This is a genomic window from Lacimicrobium alkaliphilum, assembly GCF_002591895.1.
GTDB lineage: Bacteria > Pseudomonadota > Gammaproteobacteria > Enterobacterales > Alteromonadaceae > Lacimicrobium > Lacimicrobium alkaliphilum.
This window is the reverse complement of the sequence record NZ_NISX01000001.1, coordinates 195,289-210,628: the sequence shown is the minus strand read 5'-3', so window position 1 is coordinate 210,628 and position 15,340 is coordinate 195,289. Positions and strand designations below refer to the sequence as shown.

Genomic DNA, 15,340 nt, shown 5'->3' with positions numbered 1-15,340 from the left:
GGAGCTGATATCAAGCAGCACTAGGCCTCCACCTCACTATCGTCAGTGGCGTAGTCGAAATGCAACTTGTCATTCAGCAAATCTATCCTCACGTTTCCGCCGGATAATAGCTCTCCAAACAGTAACTGATTGGCCAGCTCTTTTTTGATTTTCTCCTGAATGAGACGAGCCATTGGCCGTGCACCCATTGTCTTGTCATAACCTTGTTCCGCCAACCACGCCCTGGCCGCAGTAGAGACTTCCAGCGATACACCTTTAGCGTCAAGCTGTACCTGAAGCTCAACAATGAACTTATCCACCACTTGAAGGATCACTTCTGATTCAAGGTGATTAAACCAGATGATACCATCCAGCCGGTTTCTGAACTCAGGACTAAATACCCGGTTTATTTCATCCATGGCGTCATAGCTATGATCCTGCTGCTTAAATCCGATGGATTTACGGACCGTCTCCTGTACACCAGCATTGGTGGTCATCACCAGTACAACATTGCGGAAATCAACTTTGCGGCCATTGTTATCCGTCAGGGTGCCGTGGTCCATCACCTGCAGCAAAATATTATAAATATCACTGTGCGCTTTTTCGATTTCATCCAGCAGCACCACTGAATAAGGATGTTTAATTACAGCGTCTGTGAGCAAGCCACCCTGATCAAAGCCTACATAGCCGGGAGGCGCACCAATCAGACGACTGACCGCATGACGCTCCATATACTCAGACATGTCGAAACGCTGTAGTTCTACGCCCATAATTTTTGCTAGTTGTTGGGTTACTTCAGTCTTACCGACTCCGGTTGGGCCAGCAAAAAGGAAACTACCGATGGGCTTGGTTTCATTACCAAGTCCAGAACGGGACAAGCGAATGGCATCAGTCAGAGTGCTGATTGCATTGTCCTGGCCAAATACCACCATTTTAAGATCTCTGTCCAGACTCTTAAGTACTTCCTTGTCGGAAGCCGATACCGACTTTTCCGGAATCCGAGCCATCTTGGCAATGATGTGCTCAATCTCGTTGACACCGATTGTTTTCTTGCGTTTTGACACCGGCAGCAATCGCTGACTGGCACCGGCTTCGTCCATCACATCGATAGCCTTATCCGGCAAATGGCGTTCATTGATGTATTTAGCAGAGAGCTCTGCCGCAGCCTTGACGGCTTTTTGAGTAAAACGTACACCATGATGCGCTTCGTAACGGGATTTCAGCCCCATTAAAATCTTGGTGGTATCCTCTACACTTGGCTCATTCACATCAATTTTCTGGAAGCGACGGGCCAGCGCGCGGTCCTTTTCAAAAATGCCCTGGTACTCCTGATAGGTCGTAGAGCCTATACAGCGCAACTCACCACTGGAGAGCTTGGGCTTAAGCAGGTTCGAGGCATCCATCACCCCGCCGGATGCCGCACCTGCACCAATAATCGTGTGAATTTCATCAATAAACAGAATGGCATGCTCGTCTTTCTCCAAATCCCGGAGTATAGACTTCAGACGTTTCTCAAAATCTCCACGATATTTGGTACCAGCCAGCAACCCGCCCAGATCCAGTGAGTAAACGGTTGCCTGAGAAATGACTTCCGGGACTTCCTCATTAACGATCCGGTAAGCCAGCCCTTCAGCAATAGCCGTCTTACCCACGCCGGCCTCACCTACCAATAGCGGATTATTTTTACGACGGCGACACAGAATCTGGATGGTTCGCTCGAGTTCCAGATTGCGGCCAATAAGCGGGTCAACTTTGCCTTCTTTTACCATCAGATTAAGATTACTGGCATACTTTTCCAGTGTAGTGCTACCTTCCTCTGCCTCCTGAACATCCTCTTCCCGATCTGTTTGGGGGGCATTCTCGTCTTCAGACTTGGTGACGCCATGTGAAATATAGTTGACCACATCAAGGCGGGTCACATCAGCCTTTTTGAGGATATATACGGCCTGCGACTCCTGTTCACTAAAAATAGCCACCAGAACATTGGCGCCGGATACTTCATCCTTACCGGATGACTGGACATGAAAAACTGCCCGCTGGAGTACCCGCTGAAAGCCCAATGTGGGTTGGGTTTCTCTGTCAGATTCAGGACCATCAAGGATTAAAGGCGTGGTATCTTTTACAAAGTCTGTTAACTCAGACTTCAGCGAGTCAATATTCGCCCCACACGCCCTGAGTGCATCACGAGCGGATATATTATCCAGCAGCGCAAGCAGCAGATGTTCTACCGTCATAAACTCATGACGATGCTCTCTGGCAAACACAAATGCCTGATTTAATGTCTGCTCCAAGTCTTTATTTAACATACCCGACCCTCTTACTACTGACGATGCGCGTCTACGCCTGCTCCATAAAACACATCAGCGGATGCTGGTGCTTTCTGGAGAACTGATTAACCTGCATAACTTTGGTTTCGGCAACTTCAGCAGTAAAAACACCACAGATTGCTTTTCCATCATAATGCACTGTTAACATTAACTGGTTTGCCTTTTCGGCACTCATATTGAAAAAACGCATCAACACTTCAACGACAAAGTCCATTGGCGTGTAATCATCGTTATTGAGCAACACCTTATACATTGGTGGAGGCTGTAGCTTTTTCTTTACTGCCTCTAGCTGCTTATCATGACTGATGATGCTGCTGTCTTTACCCATACAGAAATAATAGCCGTTGTTTGCCAAATCCATCAGTGGATCTGTGATTTTTTAATGAAATATAGAAATTAGCCTTGACATAAACAGGTTAAAAAATCTACATTTTTGACTGCACCCGAAAATTGTTGGGTGTTTTTAGTCCCATACACTCATTGTGGGGGCTAAATCAGGACAGTTCAAGGGATTAAGAGGAAGCAGAAGTATGACAGTTGGTAAGGTCAAATGGTTCAATAACGCAAAAGGGTTTGGATTTATCGTCCCTGAAGATGGTGGCGAAGACGTTTTTGCACATTATTCGACAATCCAGATGGACGGTTATCGTTCCCTGAAAGCAGGCCAGGAAGTTAAATTTGAAGTTCAGCAGGGTCCTAAAGGGCTTCATGCAGAGAATATAGAGCTCTCTGACGAACCGGAACGATAATAACCCGTCACCTTGTGGCCATGGGTTACAAAAATTAAATTATCTTCAGATAATAAAAAAGCAGATATAGGACTATCTGCTTTTTTCTTGTGTGTTTTATTCCGGGCTGGCTGATACCTGCCCGGACAATTCACCATTACGCCTGCTTTTTAAGCTCGGCGAGAATGCTGTTGAAGGTTTCACTGGGGAACATGGCCTTACGGGTTTTGTCTTCGTCGGGGTAGTAGTATCCGCCGATATCCGCAGGTTTGCCCTGAGTGGCATCAATCTCAGTAAGAATCTGCTGTTCATTCTCCCTGAGCTTGTCAGCCAGCGGTTTGAACAACGCTGCCATTTCCGCATCTTCTGTTTGTTTAACCACTTCATCTGCCCAGAACATGGCCAGATAGAAGTGCTCACCGCGATTATCAAGTTCACCGGCTTTACGCAGAGGCGATTTGCCTTCATTCAGCAAGGTCTCAGTGGCTTTATCCAGTGCCGTTGCCAGCACTTTAGCTTTGCCATTGCCCTGTTTGATAGCCAGATCTTCAAACGAAACGGCCAGTGCCAGAAACTCACCCAGTGAGTCCCAGCGCAAATGCCCTTCTTCAACAAATTGCTGCACATGCTTGGGCGCGGAGCCACCGGCTCCGGTCTCGAACAACCCACCACCAGCCATTAATGGCACGATAGACAGCATTTTGGCACTGGTACCCAGTTCCAGAATCGGGAACAGATCGGTCAGGTAATCACGCAATACATTCCCGGTAACAGAAATCGTATCCAGACCGCGGATACAACGCTCCATGGTATAGCGAATGGCTCTGACCGGTGACATGATCTGAATATCCAGCCCCTTGGTGTCATGATCTTTCAGATAAGCGTTGACCTTCTCAATCAACTGAGCGTCATGTGCCCGCTCGTCATCCAGCCAGAAAATTGCCGGCATACCGGAGTGACGAGCACGAGTGACAGCCAGTTTGACCCAGTCACGGATCGGCGCATCTTTGGCCTGACACATCCGCCAGATATCGCCCTCTTCGACATTGTGTTCCATCAGCACATTATCGTCCTGATCGATAATTCTTACCACGCCATCACCTTTCACTTCGAAGGTTTTGTCATGAGAGCCATACTCTTCGGCTTTTTGTGCCATCAGCCCTACATTCGGCACTGTACCCATGGTCGTCGGATCAAAAGCACCGTGGGTCTTACAGAAATTGATCACTTCCTGATAAATCGTGGCGTAAGTACTTTCAGGGATCACCGCTTTGGTGTCGTGCAGTTTACCATCCGGACCCCACATCTTACCTGAGCTGCGAATCATTGCCGGCATGGACGCATCCACGATCACATCGCTGGGCACGTGCAGGTTGGATATCCCTTTATCCGAATTAACCATGGCAATCGGCGGGCGGTTAGCATAAACCGCGTTGATATCCTTTTGGATCTCTGAACGCTGAGACTCCGGCAGACTTTCAATTTTGTCATACACACTGCCCAATCCATCATTAGGATTCACACCTAATTCATCGAACAGATCTGCATATTTATCAAACAGTTCTTTGTAGAACACTTTAACGCAATGCCCGAAAACAATGGGGTGAGACACCTTCATCATGGTGGCTTTTACATGCAGCGAAAACAGTACACCGGTTTCTTTGGCATCTTCAATTTGTTCTTCAAAAAAGCGACATAGCGCTTTCTTACTCATAAACATGCCGTCAATGACCTCTCCTTCCAGGAGGTCTACACGAGGTTTTAATACGCTCTTCTGTCCATTATTATCAGTAAACTCAATACGAACATGTCCCGCCTTGCTAACCGTCAGGGATTTTTCGCCTGAGTAAAAGTCACCTCCGCGCATATGTGCCACGTGTGAGCGGGATGCCTGGCTCCACTCTCCCATAGAGTGAGGGTGTTTTTTGGCATAATTTTTTACCGCAGTGGGAGCACGACGATCCGAGTTACCTTCCCGTAATACCGGATTTACAGCACTACCTAAGACTTTAGAGTATCGTTCTTTAATTTCTTTTTCGTTGTCATCTTTAGGTTCTGCCGGATAAGGAGGAACCATCAAGCCTTTATTCCTTAATTCCTTAATTGCTGCATTTAGCTGAGGAATCGAGGCACTGATATTCGGCAGTTTAATAATATTGGTTTCTGCTTCCTGAGTCAGCTCACCTAAGATAGACAGCGCGTCTGGCACTTTTTGCTCTTCCTTCAGGTAGTCAGGAAAAAGAGCCAGAATGCGGGCGGCCAGTGAAATATCGCTGGTTTCTACGTCAATGCCGGCTGGGGCTGCAAATGAACGGATAATGGGAAGCAAGGAATAGGTTGCCAGCGCAGGGGCTTCGTCCGTCTTGGTGTAGATAATCTTAGACTTGGATGTCGTCATGGTATACCTCGGTTAAGGCAGCCCGTCTCAGGCTGCTATGTGTTTCCGGGCCAGCATAACGGCTGATGTTATGCCTTCCCTGAGTTATATTGAAGCTCGATATTTTTGCGAAGCCACAACAAAATACGAAATACTACAATGGTTATCTTACAAGGTTACCCTTGCGTAAGGATTTGTGTTGGCTGATCATATATGGTCATTTTAATGAATACCAACCCTGCTTGGAATATCAGATATAGACTTTGGTACAACCCGGGAGCCCCCATGAATAAAAAGCAGGTATTGTTATTCAACAAACCTTTTGGTGTTCTGACCCAGTTTACGGATCAGGAACACCGGCCTACCCTGAAAGATTTCATCAAGATCCCCGGCGTCTATGCGGCCGGAAGACTTGATAAAGACAGCGAAGGGCTGTTGGTGCTTACCAATGACGGAAAACTTCAGCACAAACTCGCAGACCCTAAAAATAAAACCAGCAAAACTTACTGGGTTCAGGTAGAAGGCGAACCACAGGAGGCCGATCTGAAAAAACTTCGCGACGGTATTGAGTTAAAAGATGGTTTTACATTACCCGCCAGAGTAAATGTTATACCAGAGCCCGAATTGTGGCCCAGAAATCCGCCGGTCAGATTCAGAAAGTCGATTCCCACCACCTGGCTCAGTATCAGCATTATCGAAGGGCGAAATCGTCAGGTCAGACGAATGACTGCCCACATCGGTTTCCCGACTTTGCGACTGGTGCGTTACCGGATTGGCAACTGGACCCTGGATGGCATCGCCAGCGGAGAATACCTGCAACTCTGAACACCACCACAACACCCTCATTACAGATGCGCGGCGCAGTCAATTCTGCTAGAATTCGCGCTCTTTTAATTCGGCCTGTATGGTGAATCCGTTTTCTATGTCAGATAACAGTCAGATTAAAGTCATTGTCGGCATGTCCGGAGGTGTAGATTCCTCGGTTTCCGCTTACCTGCTCAAACAGCAGGGATATAAGGTGGAAGGCCTGTTTATGAAAAACTGGGAAGAAGACGACAATGACGAATACTGCGCCGCAGCCGAAGATCTGAAGGACGCCCAGGCGGTCGCCGACAAACTTGATATCCCCTTACGCAGCATTAATTTTGCTGCGGAATACTGGGATCATGTATTTGAGTATTTTCTTGCCGAGTATAAAGCCGGTCGCACCCCGAATCCGGATATTATGTGCAACAAGGAAATTAAATTTAAGGCCTTTCTGGAGTTCGCCACGGAAGATCTCGGCGCCGATTATATCGCCACAGGCCACTATGTGCGTCGCATCCAGCAACAGGGTCACTGGCAGTTAAGACGTGGTCTGGACGACAATAAAGATCAAAGCTATTTCCTGTATACCTTGAAAGAACAGCAACTGGCGCAAACACTGTTTCCCGTTGGTGATCTGGAAAAACCACGGGTACGGGAAATCGCCGCAGAGCAGGATCTGATCACCCACGACAAGAAAGACAGCACTGGCATCTGTTTTATCGGTGAGCGTAAATTTAAAGACTTTCTCAGCCGCTACCTGCCCGCTCAGCCCGGGCTGATTGAAACCGCCGAAGGTGAAGTCATCGGTGAGCATGAAGGCCTGATGTATCACACACTAGGACAGCGCAAGGGCTTGCACATTGGTGGTCTTAAAGATCATGGCGATCAGCCCTGGTATGTGGTGGACAAAGATGTTGAGCGTAATGTACTGATCGTCGGTCAGGGTGATGATCACCCAAGGCTGTATTCAAAAGGTCTTATGGCCAAGCAGCTTGAGTGGACAGACGGCAAGGGGCCGGGCCAGGCTATGCGCTGCACCGTGAAAACACGTTATCGGCAGCAGGATATCCCCTGCACTGTTACGCCGATAAAAAAAGGGACGCCAACGGAAGACGACCAGCTTGAGGTTCATTTTGACCAACCACAAAAGGCGGTCACACCAGGCCAGTCTGCCGTATTTTATCAGGATGACATCTGCCTCGGTGGCGGCATCATCGAAAATACCATCCGCTAATTTGACGACATAATGAATAATACTGAATTCGATAAAGCACTGGCTCTGGCCGGGGTCTGTCAGGCAGCCAGCCTGGTAAAACAATTTGCCCGACAGGGTAAAGCAGATGAGCAAGCCTTTAAAGCCAGCATTAACAGCCTGCTGATTACCGATCCTGAACAGATTGAAGATGTATTTGGTGAGCTACCGGGTCTGGTTCTGGGTTTCACGACTCTGGAGGCCCAGCTGAGTAATAAACCGGCCGCCAAGGATGCCGAAATTACCCGCTATATTGCCAGCATTCTGGGGTTAGAGCGCAAGTTAAGCCGCAACCGCAAAAGCCTGAATGAACTGGGTGAGCGCATCTCCCATATCAAACGTCAGCAAAGTCTGTATGACCTGATGGATGAACCGTCGCTGGCCAATCTGGCCAGAATATACTCAGATGTGATCAGCCCCATTGGCCCGAAAATCCAGGTAGCGGGTGAACCTGACTTACTCAAACAGAACAGTATTCAGCACCGGGTGAGAGCCTGCTTGCTGGCCGGTGTTCGTGCCGCCGTGTTGTGGCGTCAGTTGGGTGGCAAACGCAGACAGATATTATTTTCCCGTAAAAGCATACTTAGCTGTGCCGAACAGGCACTTCAACGACTTAACGCTTCAGGAGCCTAACCCATGGAACTCTCATCACTAACAGCTGTGTCACCGGTCGACGGACGCTATGGCAGCAAAACCCTTGAACTTCGATCTATCTTCAGCGAATTCGGACTGATCAAATTCCGGGTTCAGGTTGAAGTGCGCTGGCTGCAAAAACTGGCCGGGATTGAGGGCATTCCTGAAGTGCCGGCATTCAGTGCTGAAGCAAATACATTGCTGGATAAGATAGTTGAGGACTTTTCTGAGGCGGATGCACAGCGGATCAAGGACATTGAGCGCACCACCAATCACGACGTCAAAGCCGTAGAATACTTCCTCAAAGAAAAAGTGGCAGGCAGTACCGAGCTGAATAATGTTACCGAGTTTATTCACTTCGCCTGTACCTCAGAAGATATCAATAACCTCTCTCACGCACTGATGCTCAAAACAGCCCGTGATGAGGTGATTCTGCCTTACTTTGACAAGCTCATCGGCGAGCTTGGGCGCATGGCCAAAGAGTATAAATCCATTGCCATGATGGCCCGCACCCACGGTCAGCCCGCCTCCCCGACCACCATGGGTAAAGAAATGGCCAACGTGATGGTCAGACTGAAGCGCCAGCGTGATCAGTTAGCTCAGGTTGAATTATTAGGTAAACTCAATGGTGCCGTAGGTAACTACAATGCCCATTTGTCAGCTTACCCGCAGCTTGATTGGGAACACATCTCAGAGCAGTTTGTGACCAGCCTGGGAGTTCAGTGGAATGCCTATACCACGCAAATTGAACCCCATGATTATATCGCCGAGATGTTTGATGCCATCGCCCGCTTCAATACCATCCTTATGGATTTTGACCGTGATATCTGGGCCTATATCGCTTTGGGGCACTTTAAGCAAAAAACCGTGGCCGGTGAAATTGGTTCATCCACCATGCCGCATAAGGTTAACCCCATTGATTTTGAAAACTCAGAAGGGAACCTTGGGCTGGCCAATGCCATTTTTGATCATCTGTCAGCCAAATTACCCATCTCGCGCTGGCAACGGGATCTGACCGACTCCACCGTACTGCGTAATCTTGGCGTTGCCGTGGGCTACTCGCTGATTGCCTATCAGGCCAGTCTGAAAGGGATCAGCAAGCTCGAAGTCAACGAGGCCAGTTTAGCCGCCGAGCTGGACGCCAACTGGGAATTGCTGGCCGAGCCAGTACAGACAGTAATGCGCCGCTACGGCATTGAAAAACCCTATGAAAAACTCAAAGAGCTGACCCGTGGTAAACGCATCAATCAGCAAAAGCTGGCGGAATTTATTGAGACGCTGGAATTACCGCAAGCCGCAAAAGCCGAACTTAAAGCACTGACACCGGCCGGGTATGTGGGTAAAGCCGAGGCGCTGGTAGATAAATTATTTAGCTAGCTCTGGTCAGCCTGAACTATACTTACAAGCCCGGTTTAACCGGGCTTTTTTATTGGCAGAAGGACCTGGCATGACTATTCATTTACTCAGAGCGTGGATTTGGGCCGGCATTGATAAAAACTGGCGGCAGGATGTGAGCCCGGCCAGACTGACCAACCTGTTGGCACTGCTGGTGTTGATCGTTTTACTGATGCATTTGCCCCTGCATCTGATGTACTGGTCACAAGGCGGTGATCTGCAGTCGATATTACTGCTCATTCACTGTCTTATCTGCCCGCTGGTGCCCCTGGCAAGCCATCTGGGCAAACCCGCACTCGCCCGGCGTATTCTTATCCTCTGTTTTGCCAGCTTTATTATCCTATCCAGCCTGTATCTCGGCCACTACAGCGCCACCCATTTGTTTCTGATTCAGGGCTGTGTGATCAGCCCTTTTCTGTATAAGGCCGATGAAAACCGTCTTATCTGGCTTAGTGTCAGCATCTTTGTGCTGTTGTTTGTGGTGCTGGCCTATGAGGAGATTAATTATCTTGGCATCACCTATCAGGGAGAGTATCAACAGGCGGTGAGACAGGTCACTCATATCAGCTTTGCCCTGGCCTCCCTGCTCTGCGCCTATTTTATCCGCCGTGACCATATCAGCAGCTGGAGTAAGCTTTACAAGGAACAAAGCCGTTCACACAAGCTGCTTTTAAATATTCTGCCCGAATCCATTGCTGAACGCCTCAAGAGCAGCCCCAAAACCCTGGCTGATTACCACAGCAGCGCCACCATACTGTTTGCCGATATCAGTCATTTTACCGATATTACTAACAGCCGCTCACCGGAACAGCTGGTCGCTTTTTTGAGTGAATTGTACGGCGAATTCGATACCTTGCTGAAAACCCACGGTCTGGAAAAAATTAAAACCAATGGCGATGAGTATATGGCCGTTTGCGGCGTTCCTGATTACAGACCCGACCATGCACTGCGCACCTGCCGCTGTGCACTGGATATTCTGGAGTGTTTTGACAGAGTCAGCGGCCTGTACAACATTTCCAATGGCCTGCGCATCGGTATCAATACCGGTGAAGTGGTGGCTGGGGTAATAGGCACCAACAAGTTCAGCTATGACCTGTGGGGTGACAGCGTCAATCTGGCATCACGAATGGAAAGCCAGGGCGTCAGCAATCGCATTCAGGTCTCCGAATACACCTACAGGCTGGTACGGCATCACTTTGACTTCAGTCACAGGGGCAAAATTCTGATTAAGGGTATGGGTAAATACCATACTTACTGGCTGGATCGGAAGGCAGAACCCGACACCCACAGTATAAGAGCCGGCCAGCGGCAGCTGGCCATTTGATTATTTTTTAATCAGATCTTACACTCAAAGATCGGGGCAATTAAGCGCCGTGTGAATACCGGAGGCCAGTTCGATGTCTTTAACTACCAAAAATGTCGACTGGATGAGTGCCAGAAAAGAGCTCACTAAACTCAGAGAAAAAGTGTTTGTCTGTGAATGGCGCATCCCCAAGGACGTGGAGTTTGACCAGCAGGATCACAATGCCTGCCACGTGCTGATCTGCGATGAGCAGGGGGAAGAAATCGCCACAGGGCGCATCACTCCTGCCGGAGAGATTGGTCGGATAGCCGTTATCAATGGTTGTCGCAAGCCGCAAGTGTATCAGAAGTTATTTTCTGCATTGCTGTCGATAGCCAGAGCACAGGGACTAGAAAGTGTCAGCATACAGTGTGAGCTGGAAGGCGTGAATGATTATCAAAAAAGAGGGTTTCATCCGGTCGGTGCCGTTTATATGGATGCAGGTATTCCCCGCCAGAGAATGGTTTGCAATATCGAAGCATTCAGTTTGCCGAAGGTGGAATTAACCCACTGAACGGATTTTCATGTTTTTTATTATTACCACAGGGGCCAGACTGGCCCCTTTTTTGTGTTCAGAGACTACTGACTTTTCGCCCAGACCTGATCCTGCTCTGTCATCTGGTACAAAAGCTGTGATTTATTGTCCAGCAAATCGGCAAACTCCTGCTGAGTCTTATCATCGGCCGATGCGTGACGGATATTTTCTGATTTCATCTGCCAGCCCAGAGCCAGATGGCGCAATGCGGCTCTGGCGTCTTTGGCCGCTGACAGCGGCAACACATCAGTAGGCAGATCTCCGGCTACCGCCCAGTAATATTTACCATCAGTGCTCTGCACTTTCCAGGCGGTAACCCAGGGCACCAGATAACGGCTGTCTTCCATTTTTACACTGGCGACGATGATGCCTTTTTCCGCCAGAAACTTAGTGCACTTCTGCAACTGTTGTTTAACCCACGCGGAAACGTCCTGTTCGCTCATTGGCTGTTGTTGTTGTGTCATTATTATTATTCCTCAATTACTGCCAGCAAGGCCTGTAGCGGATGCTTAGGTTTAAAGCCCTCTATTCTAGCGGTTTGGCTACGGCATGAATAGCCTGTAGCCAGCACCTGGTGCGGCTGATATTCATTTATCGCCTGCTGCCAGCTCAGATTAAAAATACCCACAGAATGCTCGAAGTGTGCTGTTTCATGACCATAAGTACCGGCCATGCCACAACAACCCACCGACACCGGAGTCAGCTTTATTCCTGCATTGGCAAACAGTTGTTGCCACTGTTTCTCTGCACCGGGTAGCGCCGTTTTCTCTGTGCAATGGGCAAACAGTGCGTAGTCAGTCTCTGCCTTTTGTTTCACTTTGGGAAGCTCAAGACGCTGTAACCATTCATGCACCAGCAATACCTGAAAATCGCCCCGCTCTTTGCCAAAAACCTTGCTGTATTCATCCCGGTAACAGAGCACCATGGAAGGATCGATGCCCACCAGAGGAATACCTAGCTGATTTACCTGATTGAGGAAATCCGCAGAATTTCTCGCAGTGGATGCAAACTCCTTTAAAAATCCCTTAACATGCTGAGGTTTACCGTTGGGTTTAAAGGGCAAGACTGCAGGTTTCAGCCCCAGTTTCTCAGCCAGCTTCACCAAGTCGGCCACCACTTCGGCTTCATAAAAGCTGGTAAAAGGATCCTGCACAATCAGCACATATTGCTGACGCTCATCCTCACTTAAACGCTGCAGGGCTGACAGATCAAATTTTGTGGCGGCAGGAATACGCCGGGTCAGCACTGGCGTAGATAACACCGGCGCATCTACATAGCCGATACGGTTTTTAAGCAACCCTTTGACCGGTTTAAGGCCCATAATGCCATTTACCAGCGCGGGCATTTTCGCCAGCAGCGGCGCCATTTTTTCAATATTAGCTACCAGATAATCTTTCATGGGTCTGGCATAACGACTGTAATACAGACTTAAAAAGCGGGCACGAAATCCCGGCACATCCACATTCACCGGGCACTGACTGGCGCAGGCTTTACAGGCCAGACAGCCGTCCATGGCTTCCATCACCTGATGAGAGAAGTCGTCATTTTGCGACTTATCACCACTGTTTCGCAGACGTTTCCATAACGATGGCGTTACCTGCGATTGCTCCAGCTGATTGATATCGCTGCCCTGATTCGACAGCAACCGCAGCCATTCGCGCATCAGACCGGCCCGGCCTTTGGGGCTATGGCGCCGGTCGCGGGTGATTTTACTCGACGGGCACATGGGTGAGGTAGTGTCGTAATTAAAACACAGGCCATTACCGTTACAACTCATGGCCGGTTCAAACGCCTCGCGTACTGCAACCGGGATCTGTCTGTCATAGCTGCCACGTTTGGTATCCCCCACTCTGACCAGTGATTCTTCAGAGCCAAAAGGCGTGCAGATTTTACCCGGGTTCATTTTATTTAAGGGATCAAAGGCGTCTTTAATGTGCCGAAGCTCAGTAAATAATTCCTCACCAAAAAACGCCGGGCCGTATTCACTGCGATAGCCCTTGCCGTGCTCACCCCACATCAGGCCGCCATATTTGGCCACCAGGGCCACCACCTGATCGGAAATTTCCTGCATCAGTTTTTCCTGCTGTGGATCGCAGAGATCCAGTGCCGGGCGCACATGCAACACGCCGGCATCCACATGGCCGAACATGCCGTAATTAAGGCCTTTACTATCCAGTAGTGCGCGGAACTCCATAATAAAATCGGCCAGCTTCTCCGGTGGCACCGCTGTATCCTCGGCAAAGGCCACCGGCTTTTGTTCACCTTTGGTTTTACCCAACAGGCCCACGGCTTTTTTGCGCATGGCATAGATTTTATTAATCTGGGAGACGTCATGGGTCAGCTGATAGCCAATCACCCCGGCCTCGCCGTCTTCAATACAATGATCCAGACGGGCACAGAGGTTTTCCACCTTGGCGTCCATATCATCAGCATCTTCGCTGTTGTACTCCACCATATTCAGGCCCAGCAGCGTCTTATTCGGCACATCCTCGATCAGTTCGCTGACCGAATGCCAGATAATGTCCTCTCTGGCCAGATTAAGTACTTTGCTGTCGACGGTTTCCACAGAAGTCGCTTGTGCGGCTACCATTTCTGGTGCGTGGCGCAGGGCCGATTCAAAAGAGTCGTATTTTACGTTTACCAGAGTCTTGTACCTCGCAATAGGCGTTACATTGAGTTTTGCCTCTGCCACAAAAGCCAGCGAACCCTCAGAGCCTGTGATAACGCGGCTGAGGTCAAAGTGCTGCATCGACTCATCAAACACATGCTCAAGATCGTAGCCGGTCAGAAAACGGTTCAGGCGCGGAAATTTAGCCAGGATCTGCTCACGCTTTTGCTCACAGCTTTGGAGTACCTGTTTAACCACCTTGCCAACAGGCGTGTTCTGACTAGCCTGTTCTCTGGCCTGTTCAATGGGTATGGGGTGAGTGTCCAGCAGGCTGCCATCAGCCAGCACAGATCGGAGGGAGAGTACATGATCACTGGTTTTACCGTACACCAGTGAGCCCTGCCCTGAGGCATCGGTATTGATCATACCGCCAATGGTGGCGCGGTTACTGGTGGAAAGATCCGGTGCAAAAAAGAACCCGTGCGGGCGCAGAAAGTCATTGAGCTGGTCTTTGACCACCCCGGCCTCAACTTTTACCCAGCCCTGTTCGGCATTGAAATCCAGAATGCGGTTCATATACCGCGACAGATCCACCACAATTCCGGAGGTCAGAGACTGACCATTGGTACCGGTACCGCCACCACGGGCCGAAAAGCGCACATCCCCATGCAACTCAGCCAACTGGCCAATACACTGCAGATCCTCAACACTGCGGGGAAATACCACCGCCTGTGGTAGTTTCTGATACACCGAGTTATCCGTTGCCACGGCCAGCCGGCTGGCATAACTGGTTTCAATATCACCACTAAAGCCTGCCGCTGGCAGCGCCTTCAGATAGTCCAGATAGTTTTTTTCAACAGATGACAGGGCGTCGACTTGGGGTAACATCGGCAACTTTATGTTATTCAAAGTGGGCGGCATTATATCATAAGGAGTTGATTACGCATGATTTCAGTACTGGGTTCTGCGGTGCTTTTTAGTCTATTTTGACATCAGTTGTAACAGTTATGAGGGTGCATATTGATCAGGCTTTGGTTAGGGTTGAACCTGACACAGGTTCGGGAGATTGATAATGTTAAGAACACTGCACCATGTGGCAAGACCACTGCGTATAGCCATTGGCGCGCTGTTTACTCTGGTGGGCGTTGTTTTTGCCATCCTGCCCGGTTCCATCTTATTTTTACTCAGCGGCCTGGTATTACTGAGTATGGAATTTCCAAAAATGCGCAAAGCATTGGGGCGTTGCCAGAAAGCCATGCAAAACAGCGCCCGAAAACTGGACCGTTACCTGCTTAAACGAAAACTCAGCCGCTAGGTGGTTCCTCATATACTGCTGTAAGATTTGCGGCAACTGACA

Annotated in this window: 13 protein-coding genes; 8 read left to right on the top strand and 5 right to left on the bottom strand. The window is 49.2% G+C overall.

All coding sequences use genetic code 11. From position 1 onward, the window contains the following. Positions 1–20: 20 nt before the first annotated feature. Both clpA and clpS read right to left on the bottom strand, forming a co-directional pair. On the bottom strand, positions 21–2,285 hold the full coding sequence (gene clpA, locus CDA54_RS00965; RefSeq protein ID WP_099033120.1) for an ATP-dependent Clp protease ATP-binding subunit ClpA: 2,265 nt from the start codon (positions 2,283–2,285) through the stop codon (positions 21–23). 31 nt (positions 2,286–2,316) lie between these two features. Next, a complete protein-coding gene (gene clpS, locus CDA54_RS00960; RefSeq protein ID WP_099033333.1) occupies positions 2,317–2,634 on the bottom strand; it encodes an ATP-dependent Clp protease adapter ClpS in 318 nt (105 codons plus the stop codon). A 202-nt stretch (positions 2,635–2,836) separates the two neighbouring features. Between clpS and cspD the strand changes: the two genes are divergently transcribed. Further along, the gene (gene cspD / locus CDA54_RS00955; protein ID WP_088328783.1) at positions 2,837–3,055 is read left to right on the top strand and encodes a cold shock domain-containing protein CspD; all 219 of its coding nucleotides are present in this window, start codon (positions 2,837–2,839) and stop codon (positions 3,053–3,055) included. A gap of 136 nt (positions 3,056–3,191) precedes the next feature. On the opposite strand, the gene CDA54_RS00950 is transcribed toward cspD, so the two are convergent. Next, positions 3,192–5,432: an NADP-dependent isocitrate dehydrogenase gene (locus CDA54_RS00950; RefSeq protein ID WP_099033119.1), complete on the bottom strand. Its 2,241-nt coding sequence runs from the start codon at positions 5,430–5,432 to the stop codon at positions 3,192–3,194. Between the two features lie 264 nt (positions 5,433–5,696). On the opposite strand from CDA54_RS00950, the gene CDA54_RS00945 reads away from it, so the two are divergent. From CDA54_RS00945 to CDA54_RS00920, 6 genes are all read left to right on the top strand, one after another. Next, a complete protein-coding gene (locus CDA54_RS00945) occupies positions 5,697–6,236 on the top strand; it encodes a pseudouridine synthase (protein ID WP_229748050.1) in 540 nt (179 codons plus the stop codon). Positions 6,237–6,333: 97 nt separating this feature from the next. Next, positions 6,334–7,452, top strand: coding sequence for a tRNA 2-thiouridine(34) synthase MnmA (gene mnmA, locus CDA54_RS00940; protein WP_099033117.1), 1,119 nt, complete (start codon positions 6,334–6,336; stop codon positions 7,450–7,452). Between the two features lie 12 nt (positions 7,453–7,464). Next, complete coding sequence (gene hflD, locus CDA54_RS00935; RefSeq protein WP_099033116.1) at positions 7,465–8,103, top strand: high frequency lysogenization protein HflD; 639 nt, start codon at positions 7,465–7,467, stop codon at positions 8,101–8,103. 3 nt (positions 8,104–8,106) lie between these two features. Next, the gene (gene purB, locus CDA54_RS00930; RefSeq protein WP_099033115.1) at positions 8,107–9,480 is read left to right on the top strand and encodes an adenylosuccinate lyase; all 1,374 of its coding nucleotides are present in this window, start codon (positions 8,107–8,109) and stop codon (positions 9,478–9,480) included. Between the two features lie 70 nt (positions 9,481–9,550). Then, a complete protein-coding gene (locus CDA54_RS00925; protein ID WP_099033114.1) occupies positions 9,551–10,822 on the top strand; it encodes an adenylate/guanylate cyclase domain-containing protein in 1,272 nt (423 codons plus the stop codon). Positions 10,823–10,895: 73 nt separating this feature from the next. Then, a complete protein-coding gene (locus CDA54_RS00920) occupies positions 10,896–11,354 on the top strand; it encodes a GNAT family N-acetyltransferase (RefSeq protein WP_099033113.1) in 459 nt (152 codons plus the stop codon). A gap of 65 nt (positions 11,355–11,419) precedes the next feature. Here CDA54_RS00920 and CDA54_RS00915 read toward each other — a convergent pair whose 3' ends face one another. Both CDA54_RS00915 and ydiJ read right to left on the bottom strand, forming a co-directional pair. Further along, complete coding sequence (locus CDA54_RS00915) at positions 11,420–11,839, bottom strand: DUF4826 family protein (protein WP_099033112.1); 420 nt, start codon at positions 11,837–11,839, stop codon at positions 11,420–11,422. Between the two features lie 5 nt (positions 11,840–11,844). Next, a complete protein-coding gene (gene ydiJ, locus CDA54_RS00910; RefSeq protein WP_099033332.1) occupies positions 11,845–14,871 on the bottom strand; it encodes a D-2-hydroxyglutarate dehydrogenase YdiJ in 3,027 nt (1,008 codons plus the stop codon). A gap of 184 nt (positions 14,872–15,055) precedes the next feature. Between ydiJ and CDA54_RS00905 the strand changes: the two genes are divergently transcribed. Further along, positions 15,056–15,298 carry a tellurium resistance protein TerC gene (locus CDA54_RS00905; protein WP_180237076.1) on the top strand — a complete coding sequence of 81 codons (243 nt, stop codon included), beginning with the start codon at positions 15,056–15,058 and terminating at the stop codon, positions 15,296–15,298. The last annotated feature ends 42 nt before the right edge of the window (positions 15,299–15,340 follow it).

Bases quoted from the DNA above. Each gene is read 5' to 3' on its own strand.
- clpA (WP_099033120.1), bottom strand. From the start codon at position 2,285: ATGTTAAATAAAGACTTGGAGCAGACATTAAATCAGGCATTTGTGTTT.
- clpS (WP_099033333.1), bottom strand. From the start codon at position 2,634: ATGGGTAAAGACAGCAGCATCATCAGTCATGATAAGCAGCTAGAGGCA.
- cspD (WP_088328783.1), top strand. From the start codon at position 2,837: ATGACAGTTGGTAAGGTCAAATGGTTCAATAACGCAAAAGGGTTTGGA.
- CDA54_RS00950 (WP_099033119.1), bottom strand. From the start codon at position 5,432: ATGACGACATCCAAGTCTAAGATTATCTACACCAAGACGGACGAAGCC.
- CDA54_RS00945 (WP_229748050.1), top strand. From the start codon at position 5,697: ATGAATAAAAAGCAGGTATTGTTATTCAACAAACCTTTTGGTGTTCTG.
- mnmA (WP_099033117.1), top strand. From the start codon at position 6,334: ATGTCAGATAACAGTCAGATTAAAGTCATTGTCGGCATGTCCGGAGGT.
- hflD (WP_099033116.1), top strand. From the start codon at position 7,465: ATGAATAATACTGAATTCGATAAAGCACTGGCTCTGGCCGGGGTCTGT.
- purB (WP_099033115.1), top strand. From the start codon at position 8,107: ATGGAACTCTCATCACTAACAGCTGTGTCACCGGTCGACGGACGCTAT.
- CDA54_RS00925 (WP_099033114.1), top strand. From the start codon at position 9,551: ATGACTATTCATTTACTCAGAGCGTGGATTTGGGCCGGCATTGATAAA.
- CDA54_RS00920 (WP_099033113.1), top strand. From the start codon at position 10,896: ATGTCTTTAACTACCAAAAATGTCGACTGGATGAGTGCCAGAAAAGAG.
- CDA54_RS00915 (WP_099033112.1), bottom strand. From the start codon at position 11,839: ATGACACAACAACAACAGCCAATGAGCGAACAGGACGTTTCCGCGTGG.
- ydiJ (WP_099033332.1), bottom strand. From the start codon at position 14,871: ATGTTACCCCAAGTCGACGCCCTGTCATCTGTTGAAAAAAACTATCTG.
- CDA54_RS00905 (WP_180237076.1), top strand. From the start codon at position 15,056: ATGTTAAGAACACTGCACCATGTGGCAAGACCACTGCGTATAGCCATT.